Annotated in this window: 12 protein-coding genes; 2 read left to right on the top strand and 10 right to left on the bottom strand. The window is 69.5% G+C overall.

What is annotated here, in order from left to right:
- Positions 1–132 precede the first annotated feature (132 nt).
- Genes ACM2XV_RS07140 through ACM2XV_RS07130 form a run of 3 tightly spaced genes read right to left on the bottom strand, consistent with a single transcriptional unit; the run spans position 133 to position 3689 of the window.
- Positions 133–1020 (bottom strand): transglutaminase family protein, encoded by an 888-nt coding sequence (locus tag ACM2XV_RS07140; RefSeq protein ID WP_487026431.1) that lies wholly within the window; start codon positions 1018–1020, stop codon positions 133–135.
- 13 nt (positions 1021–1033) lie between these two features.
- A complete protein-coding gene (locus ACM2XV_RS07135) occupies positions 1034–1972 on the bottom strand; it encodes an alpha-E domain-containing protein (protein ID WP_487026432.1) in 939 nt (312 codons plus the stop codon).
- Positions 1962–3689, bottom strand: a complete 1728-nt coding sequence (locus ACM2XV_RS07130) for a circularly permuted type 2 ATP-grasp protein (protein WP_487026430.1) — start codon at positions 3687–3689, stop codon at positions 1962–1964. The genes ACM2XV_RS07135 and ACM2XV_RS07130 overlap by 11 nt, the downstream gene beginning before the upstream one ends.
- A 98-nt stretch (positions 3690–3787) precedes the next feature.
- Here ACM2XV_RS07130 and ACM2XV_RS07125 point away from each other — a divergent pair, with 98 nt between their 5' ends.
- Entirely contained in the window at positions 3788–4726 is a 939-nt protein-coding gene (locus ACM2XV_RS07125) for a 2-hydroxyacid dehydrogenase (RefSeq protein WP_487026429.1), read from the top strand.
- Between the two features lie 4 nt (positions 4727–4730).
- Here ACM2XV_RS07125 and ACM2XV_RS07120 read toward each other — a convergent pair whose 3' ends face one another.
- The 7 genes from ACM2XV_RS07120 to ACM2XV_RS07090 form a co-directional block, all read right to left on the bottom strand.
- A complete protein-coding gene (locus ACM2XV_RS07120; RefSeq protein WP_487026428.1) occupies positions 4731–5825 on the bottom strand; it encodes an Lrp/AsnC family transcriptional regulator in 1095 nt (364 codons plus the stop codon).
- Positions 5786–6628 carry an alpha/beta fold hydrolase gene (locus tag ACM2XV_RS07115; RefSeq protein WP_344772872.1) on the bottom strand — a complete coding sequence of 281 codons (843 nt, stop codon included), beginning with the start codon at positions 6626–6628 and terminating at the stop codon, positions 5786–5788. The genes ACM2XV_RS07120 and ACM2XV_RS07115 overlap by 40 nt, the downstream gene beginning before the upstream one ends.
- 82 nt (positions 6629–6710) lie before the next feature.
- Positions 6711–7886 carry a M24 family metallopeptidase gene (locus ACM2XV_RS07110; RefSeq protein ID WP_487026427.1) on the bottom strand — a complete coding sequence of 392 codons (1176 nt, stop codon included), beginning with the start codon at positions 7884–7886 and terminating at the stop codon, positions 6711–6713.
- Positions 7887–7903: 17 nt separating this feature from the next.
- Positions 7904–8800 carry an ABC transporter permease gene (locus ACM2XV_RS07105; protein ID WP_487026426.1) on the bottom strand — a complete coding sequence of 299 codons (897 nt, stop codon included), beginning with the start codon at positions 8798–8800 and terminating at the stop codon, positions 7904–7906.
- Positions 8797–9759 carry an ABC transporter permease gene (locus tag ACM2XV_RS07100; RefSeq protein ID WP_344772878.1) on the bottom strand — a complete coding sequence of 321 codons (963 nt, stop codon included), beginning with the start codon at positions 9757–9759 and terminating at the stop codon, positions 8797–8799. Before ACM2XV_RS07100 ends, ACM2XV_RS07105 begins: the two co-directional genes overlap by 4 nt.
- 15 nt (positions 9760–9774) lie before the next feature.
- Positions 9775–11403 carry an ABC transporter substrate-binding protein gene (locus ACM2XV_RS07095; RefSeq protein WP_487026425.1) on the bottom strand — a complete coding sequence of 543 codons (1629 nt, stop codon included), beginning with the start codon at positions 11401–11403 and terminating at the stop codon, positions 9775–9777.
- Complete coding sequence (locus ACM2XV_RS07090) at positions 11403–12611, bottom strand: dipeptidase (protein WP_487026424.1); 1209 nt, start codon at positions 12609–12611, stop codon at positions 11403–11405. The genes ACM2XV_RS07095 and ACM2XV_RS07090 overlap by 1 nt, the downstream gene beginning before the upstream one ends.
- Before the next feature lie 181 nt (positions 12612–12792).
- Here ACM2XV_RS07090 and ACM2XV_RS07085 point away from each other — a divergent pair.
- Positions 12793–13562: ABC transporter ATP-binding protein (locus ACM2XV_RS07085; protein WP_487026423.1), on the top strand; the 770-nt coding region annotated here is incomplete at its 3' end.

Below are 13562 nucleotides of genomic sequence, written 5' to 3'. Positions count from 1 at the left end.
GCATAGCCGGGTGACGAGGGACGGGCTGCCGGTCTCCATTCGGCTTCGCCGAGTCGACCCGCGAGGGGGTCTGGCCGCGCCGAGTCGACCCGCGAGCGGGGCTATTCCGCGCCGAGTCGACCCGCGAGCGGGCTACGCCTCGCGCGTGATCTCGACCTTCACGAAGATGTCGGCCTCGCCGGCGCCCGCGTAGACGCCCCTGATCGGCGCGATGTCGTCGTAGTCGCGACCGTGGCCGACGTAGACATGCCGGTCGCCCACCTCGAGAAGGTTCGTGGGGTCCCACCCGCGCCAGACCCCGCTCAGGTCGGCCGACTCGGCCGCCTCGCCGCGTGCCGGCCCGCAGTACCACTCGACCCACGCGTGGGACTCACCCACGACGGTCTCGTGCAGCGGGGCATCCGGCTGCGGGTGAAGGTAGCCCGAGACGTAGCGCGCCGGAATCCCGACGGAGCGCAGCGCGCCGAGCGCGATGTGCACGATGTCCTGGCAGACGCCGCGCCGCGCCTCCCAGGCCTCCGCGGCGGTGTCGTCGACGCGGGTGACGCCCTGCACGTACTCCATGGACTCGCCGATCGCGCGGCAGATCGCCTCGGCGGCCGCACAGGGCGAGCCCGCGGCACCGGCGAGCTCTGCCGCGAGCTTCGCGACCTCGCGCGGCGGCTCGGTGCGGGTGCTCTGGCGCAGCTGCTCGACGCATTCGACCGAGCGGCGGGCGGCGTCGAACAGCTCGTCCCAGCTGAGCTCGCAGTCCTCGTGCGCGCGCTCGGCCACCTCGACGAGGCTGCTCGCCGAGAGCACGAGCTCGCGGTGCGGCGAGAGCACCTCGAAGGCCGTGACGCGCGTGCCCCAGTAGTCGGTGTAGGTGTGCTGCGGTGCGTTCGGGCGCGTGTCGATGTGCGCAGACAGCACCCACTGGCCCTCACGCGACGCCGGCAGCATCCGCGCCTCGTTGTATGACGCCGACGCCTCGTCCTGATAGCGGAAACCGGTCGTGTGCGTCACTCGCAAGCGCTTCATCTGGGACCTCGCCTCATACCCGCTCGCCGGCCCAGGTCGGCATGACCTGCGTCGGGAAGTACCGCTGCTTGACCGCCTCGCTTGCGGCGCTCGTCGCCCGCTGCACGCCCTCCATCGCGTGGGGCAGGTCCTCGAGGATCTCGGCGATCGGGCGGTACTCGAGGCTCGAGACCGCCTGCCCCAGCACCCGCAGCGCCTGGTCGACCGTACCCAGGCGCTCGGTGCGCGGCTGCAGCGCGGCGATGCTCTCGATCGCCTGGTTGATCGAGAACAGCACCGACCGCGGGAAGATGCGGTCGACGAGCAGGAACTCAGCCGCGTTGCGCATCGACGACGCGCCGCGGTAGGTGCGCAGGTACGCCTCGTAGGCTCCGCACGAGCGCAGAATGGTCGTCCAGCTCGGGCCGGACACCTCGGTGAGCGCGCGCGTCGCGAGCAGCCGCGCGGTCATGTCGGCGCGCTCGAGCGCGAGGCCGAGCGTGAAGAAGTGGTACGCGTCATCGCGGCTCATGACGGTCTCGTTCGTGCCCACGGCGAGCGCGGTGCGCTCGCGCACCCAGTGGAAGAAGTCGTGCACCCGCTCGCTCGCGACCTTGCGCGGCATCCGCGTCGTGGTCGTGTTGAGGCACTCCCACAGCTCGGTCGAGATGATCTCGCGCGCACGCCGCGCGTTCTCGCGCGCCGCGTTGAGCGAATAGGCGATGGATGCCGGATGCTGCCGGTTCACCGCCAGGATTCCGAGCACCGTCTCACGGTCGATTCCCGCGCCGGTCGGATCGGCCGGGACATCCGACCCCATCACGCCGAGCAGCGCGCGACAGGCGGTGTCCTCGTCGACCCACGGGTCCTCGAGCAGCAGCTGGAGCTGCACGTCGAGGATGCGCGCCGTGCCGTCGGCGCGCTCCAGGTAACGACCGATCCAGAACAGGGACTCGGCGATTCTAGAGAGCACGGATTCCTCCCCCATCGTGCTGGTGTGCACGTCCTGCGGCGGCCTTGTGGGCCTGTTGTTGCTGTTGTTGCTGCTGCTGTTGCTGGCTCGAGGCCAGCTGGTCCTCTGGCGCGTACTGCGGCCCGGACGTGCCGTGCGGCGCCACGTTCGCGAGCTTCGGCGACCCGGTCGCTGCGAGCTCGATGGGCGCCGCCTGCTCGGCGGTGATCGTCGAGACGTCGTGGACGCCCGTCGAGGTCGAGACGGGCGCCGTGCCGCGGCCGAGCACCCAGGTGTCCTTCGAGCCGCCGCCCTGCGACGAGTTCACGACGAGCTGGCCCTTCGGCAGCGCGACGCGCGTGAGGCCGCCCGGCAGCACCCAGATGTCGTTGCCGTCGTTGACCGCGAACGGCCGCAGGTCGGTGTGGCGCGGCTGCATGCCCTCGTCGGTGAGGGTCGGAATGGTCGAGAGCTGCACGACGGGCTGGGCGATCCAGCCGCGCGGGTCCTCGATGAGCTTGGTGCGCAGCACGTCGAGCTCCTTGCGGCTCGCGGCCGGCCCGACGACGAGGCCCTTGCCGCCGGAGCCGTCGACGGGCTTCACGACGAGCTCGTCGAGGCGGTCGAGCACCTCTTCGAGCGAGCCCCTGTCTTCGAGTCGCCAGGTGTCGACGTTGGGGATGATCGGATCCTCGCCGAGGTAGTAGCGGATCAGATCGGGAAGGTAGGTGTACGACAGCTTGTCGTCGGCGACCCCGTTGCCCACCGCGTTCGCGATCGTGACGTTGCCGAGGCGCGCGGCCGTGAGCAGCCCGGGGGTGCCGAGCACCGAGTCTGCACGGAACTGCAGCGGGTCGAGAAAGTCGTCGTCGATGCGGCGGTAGATGACGTCGACGCGCGTCGGGCCGCCGGTCGTGCGCATCCACACGTTGCCGCCGCTGACATAGAGGTCGCGGCCCTCGACCAGCTCGACGCCCATGAGGCGCGCGAGCAGGGTGTGCTCGAAATAGGCCGAGTTGAAGACGCCGGGCGTGAGCACCACGACGACCGGGTCCTCGACACCGGCGGGCGCCGACGCGCGCAGCGCCTGCAGCAGCCGGTAGGGGTACTCGCCGACCGGCCGCACCGACATCGAGACGAACAGCTCGGGCAGCGTCTGCGCCATCACGCGGCGGTTCGACACGATGTACGACACGCCGGAGGGCACCCGCACGTTGTCCTCGAGCACGCGCCAGGTGCCGTTCTCGTCGCGGATCAGGTCGATGCCCGAGACGTGCACGCGCACCCCGTTCGCGCTCTCGATGCCCGCGGCCTGCCGGTAGAAGTGGGCGGAGGTGGCGATGAGGGATGCCGGGATCACGCCGTCGGTCACGGCCCGCTGGCGGCCGTACGCGTCGGAGAGGAAAGCCTCGAGCGCCCGCACCCGCTGGGTGACGCCGGCCTCGAGGTCGACCCACTCGTCCTCGGCGATGATGCGCGGCACCGCGTCGAGCGGGAACGGCCGCTCCTCGCCGGCGAAGTCGAAGGTCACGCCCTGGGCGAGGTAGCTGTTGGCGAGGGCATCCGCTCGGCCCTGCAGCTCCTCCTGCGTCATGCGGCCGAGTGCCGCGTGCAGTTCGCGATAGGGCTCGCGCGCCCGTGCGCCGCCTTCGGTGCCGCCGCGGAACATCTCGTCGAACGCGGCGTGACGCTGGCCAGGCGTCGGGACCGCCCCGTATCCCGCGAACAGATCTGCCATGCCGATGAATCTAGGAACGGGGTGTTGCGGGGGCGTTTCGGGCAGGGGTTCGCTTTGTGTCACGACTTCGGGGGTGGCGGCGAACGTAGGCTGGCACCATGCCGGAACGTCTCGTCGTCAGCCTTCCCGATGACCGCCTGACCGCCCATCTGGCGGCGCTCGCCGACCCGGTTCCCGAAGGCGCCGTCGAGTGGGTGCGCTGGGCTGTCGACGGCCCGGCCCCCGCCGAGCGCATCGACATCGCGGTGCTGCCGTACCTGTCGATGGACTCCGGCCGCCTCGGCTTCCTCTCGACCACGTCCGTCGGGCTCGTGCAGTCGCAGTCGATCGGCTACGACGGCGTCGCCGACGCGCTGCCGAGCGGCCTGGTCTACGCCAACGCGTCGAGCGTGCACGAGACCGCGACGGCCGAGCTCGCGCTCGCCCTGCTGCTCGCCTCGCAGCGCGGCATCGACGACTTCGTGCGGAACGCCGAGGCCGGAAGGTGGAGCCCGCACCGGCATCCGTCGCTCGCCGACCGCACGGTGCTCATCCTCGGCTACGGCGGCGTGGGCAAGGCCGTCGAGGCGCGGCTCGCCGGCTTCGAGGTCGCGCGCGTCATCCGCGTGGCATCGCGGGCGCGAGAGGATGCCGCGGGCCACGTGCACGGCATCGACGAGCTGCGCGCGCTGCTGCCGCAGGCCGACGTGGTCGTGATCGGCACGCCGCTGACGGATGCCACCCGGGGCCTCGTCGGCGCGAAGGAGCTGGCTGCCCTGCCCGACGGCGCCCTCGTCGTGAACGTGGCCCGCGGCCCCGTGCTCGACACGGCGGCGGTGCTCGCCGAGGCCGGCCGCCTGCGCTTCGCACTCGACGTCACCGACCCCGAGCCGCTGCCCGCCGACCACCCGCTGTGGGCGGCGCCCGGGGTGGTGATCAGTCCGCACGTCGGGGGCGCCGCGAGCTCGATGGAGCCGCGCATGGCCCGCCTGCTGCGGCGCCAGATCGGGCACCTGCTCGCGGGCGAGAACTGCGAGAACGTGGTGCTGCGCTCGTAGGGGCTCAGCTGTCGGGCACCGCCGCAGGGTGCGCCTGCGCCCGCCACCATGCCGTCTCGACGAAACCGCGCTTGAGCGACAGCAGCTCCATCGACGCTTCCCACCCGCGCACGCCGTCCATGCGGCCGAGCGTCGAGGTCATGAACTTGTAGAGGTCGTCCGTCGACCGCGTGATGACCTCGCACATCAGCGAGTTGCCGTCGAGGATCGCCGCGATGTAGCGGACCTCTGACATCTTCGCCAGCTCGTGAGCGACCGATTCCAGGCGCGACGGGTCGGCCTGCACGGTGATCAGCGTCTCGGCGCCGAAGCCGAGGGCGGCGGCCGAGAAGAGCGTGACGATCGACAGGCATCCGTTCGATCGCAGGCGCTCGAGACGGCGCCGGGCGCTGCTCTCGTTGATGCCGAGCCGCTCGCCGAGCGCCTTGAAGGTGAGCCTGCCGTCCTCTTTGAGCTCGTCGATCAGCTTGAGATCGACCTCGTCGAAATGCGTCGGCTCGCACGCCGGCGGCTCGGTCAGGTCGTCGTCCTCGAGGGGCGGAAGGCCGAGCGCCTCGCCGTAGAGCTGGCGCCCCCAGTGGTGCGCCACCTTGTAGACGTGCATCACGAGGTCGCTGCGCCACCGCTCGATGTCGGGCACCGTCTGCAGCTGCTCGATGAGCCCGGCGTAACTTCCCGACCCGCCCGTCACGGCGAGCTCGGCCATGATGTCGTAGCGGCCCGTGACCACAGAGACGAAGCGGGTGTTGGGGTTCGCGGCGAGCGCGGCGGCGACGGAGGTCTGCGTGCCGGGCAGGCACGCGATGCGCAGGAAGAACAGGTCGACGGGCCCCTGGCTGCCGAGCTGCGGCAGGGCGGTGACCCGCACCACACCGTCGGCGATCAGCTGCTGGCCGTGACGGACGACCGTCGGAACGGAGGTGTTGCACGCCTCCGCGATGGAGGTCCAGCTGGCGCGGCCGTCCTGCTGAAGGGCGAGGATGATGCGGCGATCGAGGTGGTCGAGGCTCTCGAGGGAGTGCCGGAACGCATCCGCCGCCTTTCGCGTGGTCAAGGTCTTCACAACCCCGTCAGGAAGTCCCTTACCGTCCGTGTCCATTTCTCGGCTTCCTCGATCTGCGGTGAGTGGCCCGACTCCTCAAAGATGACAAGACGAGAGTCTGGGATCAACTCGGCGATCTTCTCACTGCACGAGACCGGCGTGATCCAGTCGGTGCGGCCGACCGTGATGAGTGTCGGCGCCGTCACCGACGGTAGCTTGTCGCTGAGATCGTAGTTCGGCAGGTTGACGGAGAAGGCGTAGTTGTGCGCCTCGAAGCGATAGGGCGTCTCAGCCACCCTCTTGTCGACCTTCGCCGGGTCGTAGTGGAAGTCGTAGAGCGGCAGGATCTCGCGCCAGCACTCGCGCAGATCGTCGTTGTCGCGCACGCGGCCCTGGTCGATGCGGTCGAACTTCTCCATGTCGATCGCGACGCGCTCCGACTTCAGCGCGTTCTCGCGCGCCAGGTGGCGGTTGCCGTTGTCTGCGGAGGTGTCGCGCAGGACGAGGGCGCGCACGCGATCGGGGTAGCGGGTGGCGTACTCGAGGGACATGAAGCCGCCGTAGGAGCCGCCGGCCATGATGATCTGCTCGGCTCCGATCCACTCGCGCAGGGCGTCGATGTCGGCCGCCCACTGCTCGTGGCTGAACTCACCCTTGCCCTCGCTCTCGCCCGAGCCGCGCGCATCGAAGACGAGCACCCGGTACTCGTCGGCCAGCCGCCCGAAGCTTGCCTTCGGCTCTGCCCGCGAGCCGAGGCCGGGCGCGCCGTGGTGGGCGATGATCACCGGTGCGTCGTCGGGCCCGAGCACCTCGACGGCCAGCGTGTTGCCGTTGATCTCGACGTAGTGGGTTCCTGGCATGGTGTGCCCTTTCTTCAGCGTGCCGCGCGTCGCGACGGATGGACGGGTGAGGGGTGCACGAGCGAATGTCGGCGCCGCGCCCTCAGAACGGAATGACGCAGTCATCGAGCCCCCGCGGGAACGCGGTGAGGGCGCGGGAGCCCTCGGTCGTGACGAGCATGCTGTCGGAGATGCGGTAGCCGGCATGCCCGGGGACGTAGATGCCCGGCTCGTTCGAGACGACCATGCCGGCCTCGAGCACGGTCGCGTCCCCGTCTTCCAGCCACGGCGGCTCGTGCATTCCCAGGCCGATGCCGTGCCCGAGCCGGTGGCGCAGGAATCCCCCGAGCCCGGCGTCGCGGATGACCGCGAGGCTGCGCGCGTTCGCCTCGCGGCACTCGATGCCCGGGGCGGTGGCCTGCATGGCGGCCGCGTGGGCCGCGCGCACCGCGTCGTGGTACTCGCGCTGCTGCGCCGTGGGCGCGCCGACGACGAAGGTGCGCTCGCCCTCGACGAAGCGGCCGCCGACCGCGCAGCCGAGCGAGAGCATGAAGGTGTCACCCGGCTGCAGCCGCCGGCCCGACGGCAGCCCATGTGGATAGGCCGAGTTCGCCGCCGTGTAGACCAGGGCGCCCGCAAGGGGCGAGACCACGACGACGTCGCGGTGTTCGGCGTACATCGTGCGCACCCCGACGGAGGTCACGTGCGAGGCCAGCTCGGCCTCGCTCGGCAGCTCGCCGCGCTCGGACGCGCGCTCGGCCACCAGGGCGACGCCGGCCGCGATCATCCGATCGGTGATCCGGGCCGCCTCTTCGTGCAGTGCGATCTCGTCGGGATGCTTGATGCCGCGCGCCTGGACGAGCAGTCTCGTCGCACGGAACTCGGCCGCAGGCAGCGCCTCGCGTGCCGCCGAGAGCCGCTCCCAGGACATTGACGGCGCATGCCCGACGGCGAGTCCGACGGCGGGTGCGAGCGCCGCCGCGAGCACGTGGAACGGCGGGACGACGCCCGGGTACTCCGGGTACGAGACGAGCTCGGCGGCGGCGCGCTGCCGCTCGGCGTTCTCGCGCTCGAGCTCGGGCACGAGCAGCACCACGCGCCCGTCGCCGTCGAGCCAGACCGCGACCGGCCGCTCACCCGGGTGGTGGAAGAAGCCGGTCAGGTAGGCCACGTCCTCGGGCGAGTCGGTCAGCAGAGCACCGAGACCGCCGTGCGCGAGGCGCGCCCTCAGGCCGCCCTGGATGGACGCGAAGAACTCGGGGCCGAGTCGTTGGGACATCCGCTCGCTCATCTCGCTCACCGCCTGCGCAGGCGCGGGTTGCGCGCATCGTTGTAGCTGATCGCGAGCAGCGTGGCCGAGAGAACCAGCACGAGGATCGCGAGCGAGGGGAACAGGGTCAGCCACCAGGCGCTCGACATCGCGCCCGACTGCTGCGCCTCGAAGAGGATGCGGCCCCACGACCACACGTTCGGGTCGCCGAGGCCGAGGAAGGCGAGCCCCGCGGCCGAGAGGACGGCACGCGAGGCCGTGACGACCACGGACACGACGATGACCGGGGTCACCGCAGGCAGCACGTGCCGCACGATGATCCACACCGGCGACGTCGTCATGAGGCGCGCCGCGTCGACGTAGGGCAGATTGACCACCGTCAGCGCCTGCGCACGGACGATGCGCGTGACCTCGGGCCACGAGAACGCGGCCACCACGACGATGATGGTGCCCGTGCTCGGGCCGACCAGCGCCGCGACGAGGATCATCAGCGGAAGGACCGGGAGCGAGAGCGTGAGGTCGACGATGATGCTCACGACGGCGTCCAGTCGGCGGAAGTAGGCGCCGACGACCGCGATCAGCGTGCCGAAGGCGATCGCGATGAACGACGCGGACACCGCGACGAGCATGCTCTGGCGGGTGCCCCAGACGACTTCCGAGTAGACGTCGCGACCGAGGCTGTCGGTGCCGAAGATGTGCGCCGCGCTGGGCGCTCGCAGCACGGCCTGGCCGTAACTCGCCGGCTCACGGGCGAGCAGGGGCGCCGCGAGGGCGACGAAGACGAGCGCCGCGAGCACGACCATGGCGATCACACCGAGCGGCTCGCGGCGGAAGGACCGCCACGTGGCGACCGCTGGGCGCGGCTGCTCGCTCGCGACATGCTCGGCGCCCTGCACGGCGGGGGCTGCGATCAGTTCGGTCATGCGGTCTTCACCCTCGGGTCCAGGTAGCCGTAGATGATGTCGGTGACCATGTTGGCCACCACCACGGTCACCGCGAGCAGCAGGAACGCGCCCTGGAGGACCGGGTAGTCGAGCTGGGTCACGGCCTCGTAGATGCCGCGGCCGATGCCCGGGTAGGCGAAGACCGTCTCGGTGAGCACGGCCCCGCCGACGAGGAAGCCGAGCTGGAGGCCGATGAGAGTGGTGGTCGGCAGCAGCGCATTGCGCAGCGCGTGCTTCCACAGCACCCGGCGGTACGGCAGGCCGTTCGCGCGGGCCAGCACCGTGTAGTCCTCGCCGAGTGCGTCGATCAGCGTCGAGCGCATCGTCAGCACGTAGGAGCCGAGCTGGACGAGCATCAGAGAGAGGGCGGGCAGCACCAGGTGCTGGCCGACGCTCAGGTACCAGGCGCCGCCATAGCTGCCGTCGGAGTACGCGCCGCCGATCGGCAGCCAGTGCAGCATGAGGCCGAACACGAAGAGCAGCAGCACGCCGATCGACGGCACGAAGATCGACTGCCCGGTGACGCCGACGACCTGCACCAGGCGGTCGAGGAATCGGCCCTGGCTGGTCGCCGCCACCACCCCGAGCGGGATGCCGACGGCGACCGTCAGGACGAGCGCCGTGAGCGTCAGCAGCAGAGTCCATGGCAGTCGCGCGGCGAGCACCTGCATCACGGGGATCGACTGCGTGAACGAGATGCCGAGGTTGCCGTGCACCATCTGCCACAGGTACAGCCCGTACTGGACGATCACGGGCTTGTCGAGCCCGTACTGGGTCAAGAGGGCTGCCCGCATGCTCGCCGTCATGGTCGTGCTCGCCACGGCCTGGGCCGGGTCACCCGGCAGCACCCGCAGGAGGACGAATGTCACCGTGACCGCGAACCAGATGGTGAGCAGAGCACGACCCGCCCGGCGAAGGACGAAGAGAAGACGAGACAACGGGCAGCCCTGGCCTTACTGCGTGACCGGGCTGGCGCTGGCGAGTGAAACGGGGTTCACGATCGACAGCAGGTCGCTCGGCATCGGGACGAAACCGGTCCACTTCGTGCTGTGCGCGAAGAAGAGGTTCTGGGTGTACATGATGTTGTCGTAGACGTTGTCGTAGACGACCTTGTTGGCCTGCTGCATGATCGAGATCTTCTGCTTCTCGTCCGTGGTGTTCGAGGCCTTCTTGATGAGCGCGTTCAGGGTGGGGTCGTCGACGTGGGTGTAGTTGATCGCCCCGCCCGGCAGGTACGCCAGCGTGAAGTTGGTCACGGGGTCGTCCATGATGGCGAAGTTGCCGGCATAGATGTCGTACTTGCCCGCGTTCGTCGCGGCGAGGTAGGTGTTGCGATCGGTGCCCGAGAGCGTGATCGTGATGCCCGCCTTGGCCGCGTCATCGCGCACGATGGTCGCCCACTGCGAGGTCACCGCGTCCTGCAGCGAGTAGATCAGCTTGAAGTTCAGCGGGAACTTGCCGTTCGCGCCCTTCGTGTAGCCGGCCTGCTCGAGCAGGGATGCCGCGAGCTTCGGGTCGTAGCTGTACTCCTTCAGCGAGGAGTCGAAGTACGACTTGAGCACCGGCATGATGGGGCTCGAGTGGTCGTTCGTCGCCTGCCCCTGCAGCACCACCGAGCGGATGGCGTCGTAGTCGACCGCGTGCGAGAGAGCCTGGCGCACCTGGAGCTTCGCGAGATCCGGGTTGTCGAGGTTGTAGACCATGTGCGAGTACCCGAGGCCCGCCGCCTCTTCGACCTTGATTCCCGAGCTCGACTTCAGCTTCGCGACCTGCGACGGCGGCAGCGCGTCGCCGATGGCGTCGATCTCGCCGCTCTGCAGCGCGAGGATCTCGGTGTTGACGTCGGGGAACACGCGGAAGACGACCTTGGCCGCGATGGGCTCGCCGCCCTTGACGAGCGGATAGTTCTTCGCCCGGTCGAGGGTGTAGCTCTGCCCGACCTGGACCTTGCTCAGGGTGTACGGGCCGGCGCCGACCCAGCCGCCGTCCTTCCCGTCGTTCGCGAACGTCGCGACGCTGCCCGCCTTCGAGAAGACGTGCTCGGGAACGACGACGCCCCAGAAGCCGATCTCGTCGATGAGCGACGAGTTCGGCTCTGACAGGGTGATCTCGACGTGGGTCTTCGAGGTCGCCTTCGCCGAGGCGAAGTCGCCGAGCTGACCGTAGAACGTGCCCGCCGGCTTGTCCTTCTTCACCTCATTGAGCGTCCACGCGACATCCTCGGCGGTGAGCGGCGTCCCGTCGCTCCACGTCATGTCGCTGCGGATGTCGTAGTAGCCCTGCGTCGGCGAGGTGTAGCCCCACTTGGTCGCGAGCTGCGCCTCTTTCGCGCCCGTGTTCGACACGGTCATGAGGCGCGGGTACATCAGGTCGGTGATCCAGTCGTCGGTGCGGCTGTTGCCGATCAGCGGGTTGTAGTTGACGACGTCGGTCGTGGTGCCGACGGTCAGCGTCGCGTCGCTCGGACCCGAGCTCGCGGCGCCGGCGCTGTCGGGGGCGGTCGGTGCGCAGGCCGCGAGGGCGACTGCGACGCCGGCCGCTGTGATGGAGCTGAGCGTGGCGGTGACGAGGCGATGCTTCATCAGACCCACACCTCCTCGAGGACACGCAGGGTGTTGCCGCCGACGACCTTGCGGATGTCGTCGTCGGAGTACCCGTGCTTGACGAGCCAGCGAATGATGTTGTGGAAGCCCTCCGCGGGGTTCTCGAGGCCGTCGACATACTCGACCTCGGTGTAGTCGACCGTGCCGTGCGCCTGGCCGAGTGAGAGGTTCGACGCGAAGGCGTGGTGCAGGCCCACGTGGTCGCCGAACAGCGTGTCGGGGCCGAAGCTGACGTGGTCGATGCCGACCAGGTCGACGCAGTACTCGAAGTGGTCCATGACGGACTCGAGCGAGTGCAGCGGATGCGCGGGCGACAGCGTCGTGTGCGGAGCGGCCTCGATGCCGATGACACCGCCGCGCTCGGCGACCGCGGCGATGGTCTCGTCGGTCTTCATGCGCTTCGTGGGCCAGAGGCCGCGGGCGCCGGCGTGGGTGATGAACACGGGCTTGGTGGATGCCTTGACCACGTCGAGGCAGGTCTGGTCGCCGGAGTGCGAGATGTCGATGGCGATGCCGAGCTTGTTCATGCGCGCGACGGCGCGCTCGCCGAAGAAGGTGAGGCCTCCGTCGCCGCGCTCCTTGAGGCCGCTTCCCAGCATGTTCGCCTCGGAGTAGGCGATGCCCATCTGGCGCACCCCGAAGCCGTACAGCACGTCGAGCCGGTCGACTTCGTTCTCGATCATGGTCGCCGCCTCGAGCGCGAAGATGTGCCCGACCTTGCCCGTCTGCCGCGCGAGCTCGATGTCCGCAAGGCTCTCGACCTTGATCACGAAGTCCTGGTGCGCGAGGTCGGCCATTCGAACGCCGAGGTCGAACAGCACGTCCTGGTACTTCCAGCCGGCGTCGCTCGAGATGCAGCACGTGCCGTCCATGCCGTTGTCGAAGACGGCGGTGAGGCCCGAGTGCGCGAGGCCCTGGTAGCCCGTGGGCTCGCGGCCGGTGCGGATGTGGTCGCGCAGCTGGCTCATGTCCTCGGGGAAGACCTGCACGTGCTCGTGCAGCGAGATCGTGGTCTCCTCCGTCAGCAGCTTCTCGGCACGGGCCTCTTCCGCGTCGCTCAGCTCGAGGCCGGTGTATTCCGGCACCCGCCCGATCTGCTTGGCGTAGGTGAAGGCGCGGTAGTCGGTACCGGCCTCGAGGTATTGGTAGGCCGTGTACCCGTCATACAGGGGTGATTGCTTCAGCACCGGATGCGGTCCTTTCGATGGCAACAGGGGGGCGTTCTGCCCATCGGAAGATCAATTCAGGCAGCAACATCACTATTGATGTTTTTATCCGGCGCGTCTGTCAATCACTTCGCAAGAAAACAATCCAATTCGTGATCCGGTTGAAACATAGCGGTAATCAGAGCCGTGTGACACTGAGGTCATGGACCCGATCCTTTCCGTGCGCAACCTCTCGGTGACGTTCGACTCGTCGGTCGGAGCGATCGAGGCGGTGCGCCACGTGGACCTCGATGTCGGGCGCGGCGAGTTCGTGGCACTGCTCGGCGAGTCCGGCTCGGGGAAGTCCGTCACGGCACGCGCCATCATGGGCCTCACCGACGCCCACACCACGGTGACTGCCGATCGGCTCCGACTCGACGGCCAGGAGCTCCTCGCGCTGGGCGACGAGCAGCGCCGCCGGCTTCGCGGCGAGCGCATGAGCCTCGTGCTGCAGGACGCGCTCTCCGCGCTGAACCCCGTGCTGTCCATCGGCGACCAGATCGGCGAGCTGTTCCGCGTTCACCGCGGCTTCTCGCGCAAGCAGGCCAGGGCGCGCGCCGTCGAGCTGCTCGGCCTCGTGGGCATCCCCGCGCCCGCCCGCCGGGTCGACGACTACCCGCACCAGTTCTCGGGCGGGATGCGTCAGCGCATCCTCATCGCCATGGCGATCGCGCTCGAGCCCGAGCTCCTCATCGCCGATGAGCCGACGACCGCGCTCGACGTCACCGTGCAGGCGCAGATCCTCGATCTCTTGAGCCGGCTGCGGGACGAGCTCGGCACCGCCATCGTCCTCATCACCCACGACCTCGGCGTCGTGATGGAGGTCGCCGACCGGCTCGCCGTGATGTACGCGGGGCGGGTCGTCGAGCGCGGCGACGCGGACTCGGTGCTCGATCGGCCGGCACACCCCTACACCGCGGCCCTGCTGCAGTC

It is taken from the genome of Gryllotalpicola sp. CP2-P1, from assembly GCF_057512245.1.
This window is presented reverse-complemented; position numbering and strand designations above follow the sequence as displayed.

Bases quoted from the DNA above. Each gene is read 5' to 3' on its own strand.
- ACM2XV_RS07130 (WP_487026430.1), bottom strand. From the start codon at position 3,689: ATGGCAGATCTGTTCGCGGGATACGGGGCGGTCCCGACGCCTGGCCAG.
- ACM2XV_RS07120 (WP_487026428.1), bottom strand. From the start codon at position 5,825: ATGGACACGGACGGTAAGGGACTTCCTGACGGGGTTGTGAAGACCTTG.
- ACM2XV_RS07105 (WP_487026426.1), bottom strand. From the start codon at position 8,800: ATGACCGAACTGATCGCAGCCCCCGCCGTGCAGGGCGCCGAGCATGTC.
- ACM2XV_RS07115 (WP_344772872.1), bottom strand. From the start codon at position 6,628: ATGCCAGGAACCCACTACGTCGAGATCAACGGCAACACGCTGGCCGTC.
- ACM2XV_RS07140 (WP_487026431.1), bottom strand. From the start codon at position 1,020: ATGAAGCGCTTGCGAGTGACGCACACGACCGGTTTCCGCTATCAGGAC.
- ACM2XV_RS07095 (WP_487026425.1), bottom strand. From the start codon at position 11,403: ATGAAGCATCGCCTCGTCACCGCCACGCTCAGCTCCATCACAGCGGCC.
- ACM2XV_RS07125 (WP_487026429.1), top strand. From the start codon at position 3,788: ATGCCGGAACGTCTCGTCGTCAGCCTTCCCGATGACCGCCTGACCGCC.
- ACM2XV_RS07110 (WP_487026427.1), bottom strand. From the start codon at position 7,886: ATGTCCCAACGACTCGGCCCCGAGTTCTTCGCGTCCATCCAGGGCGGC.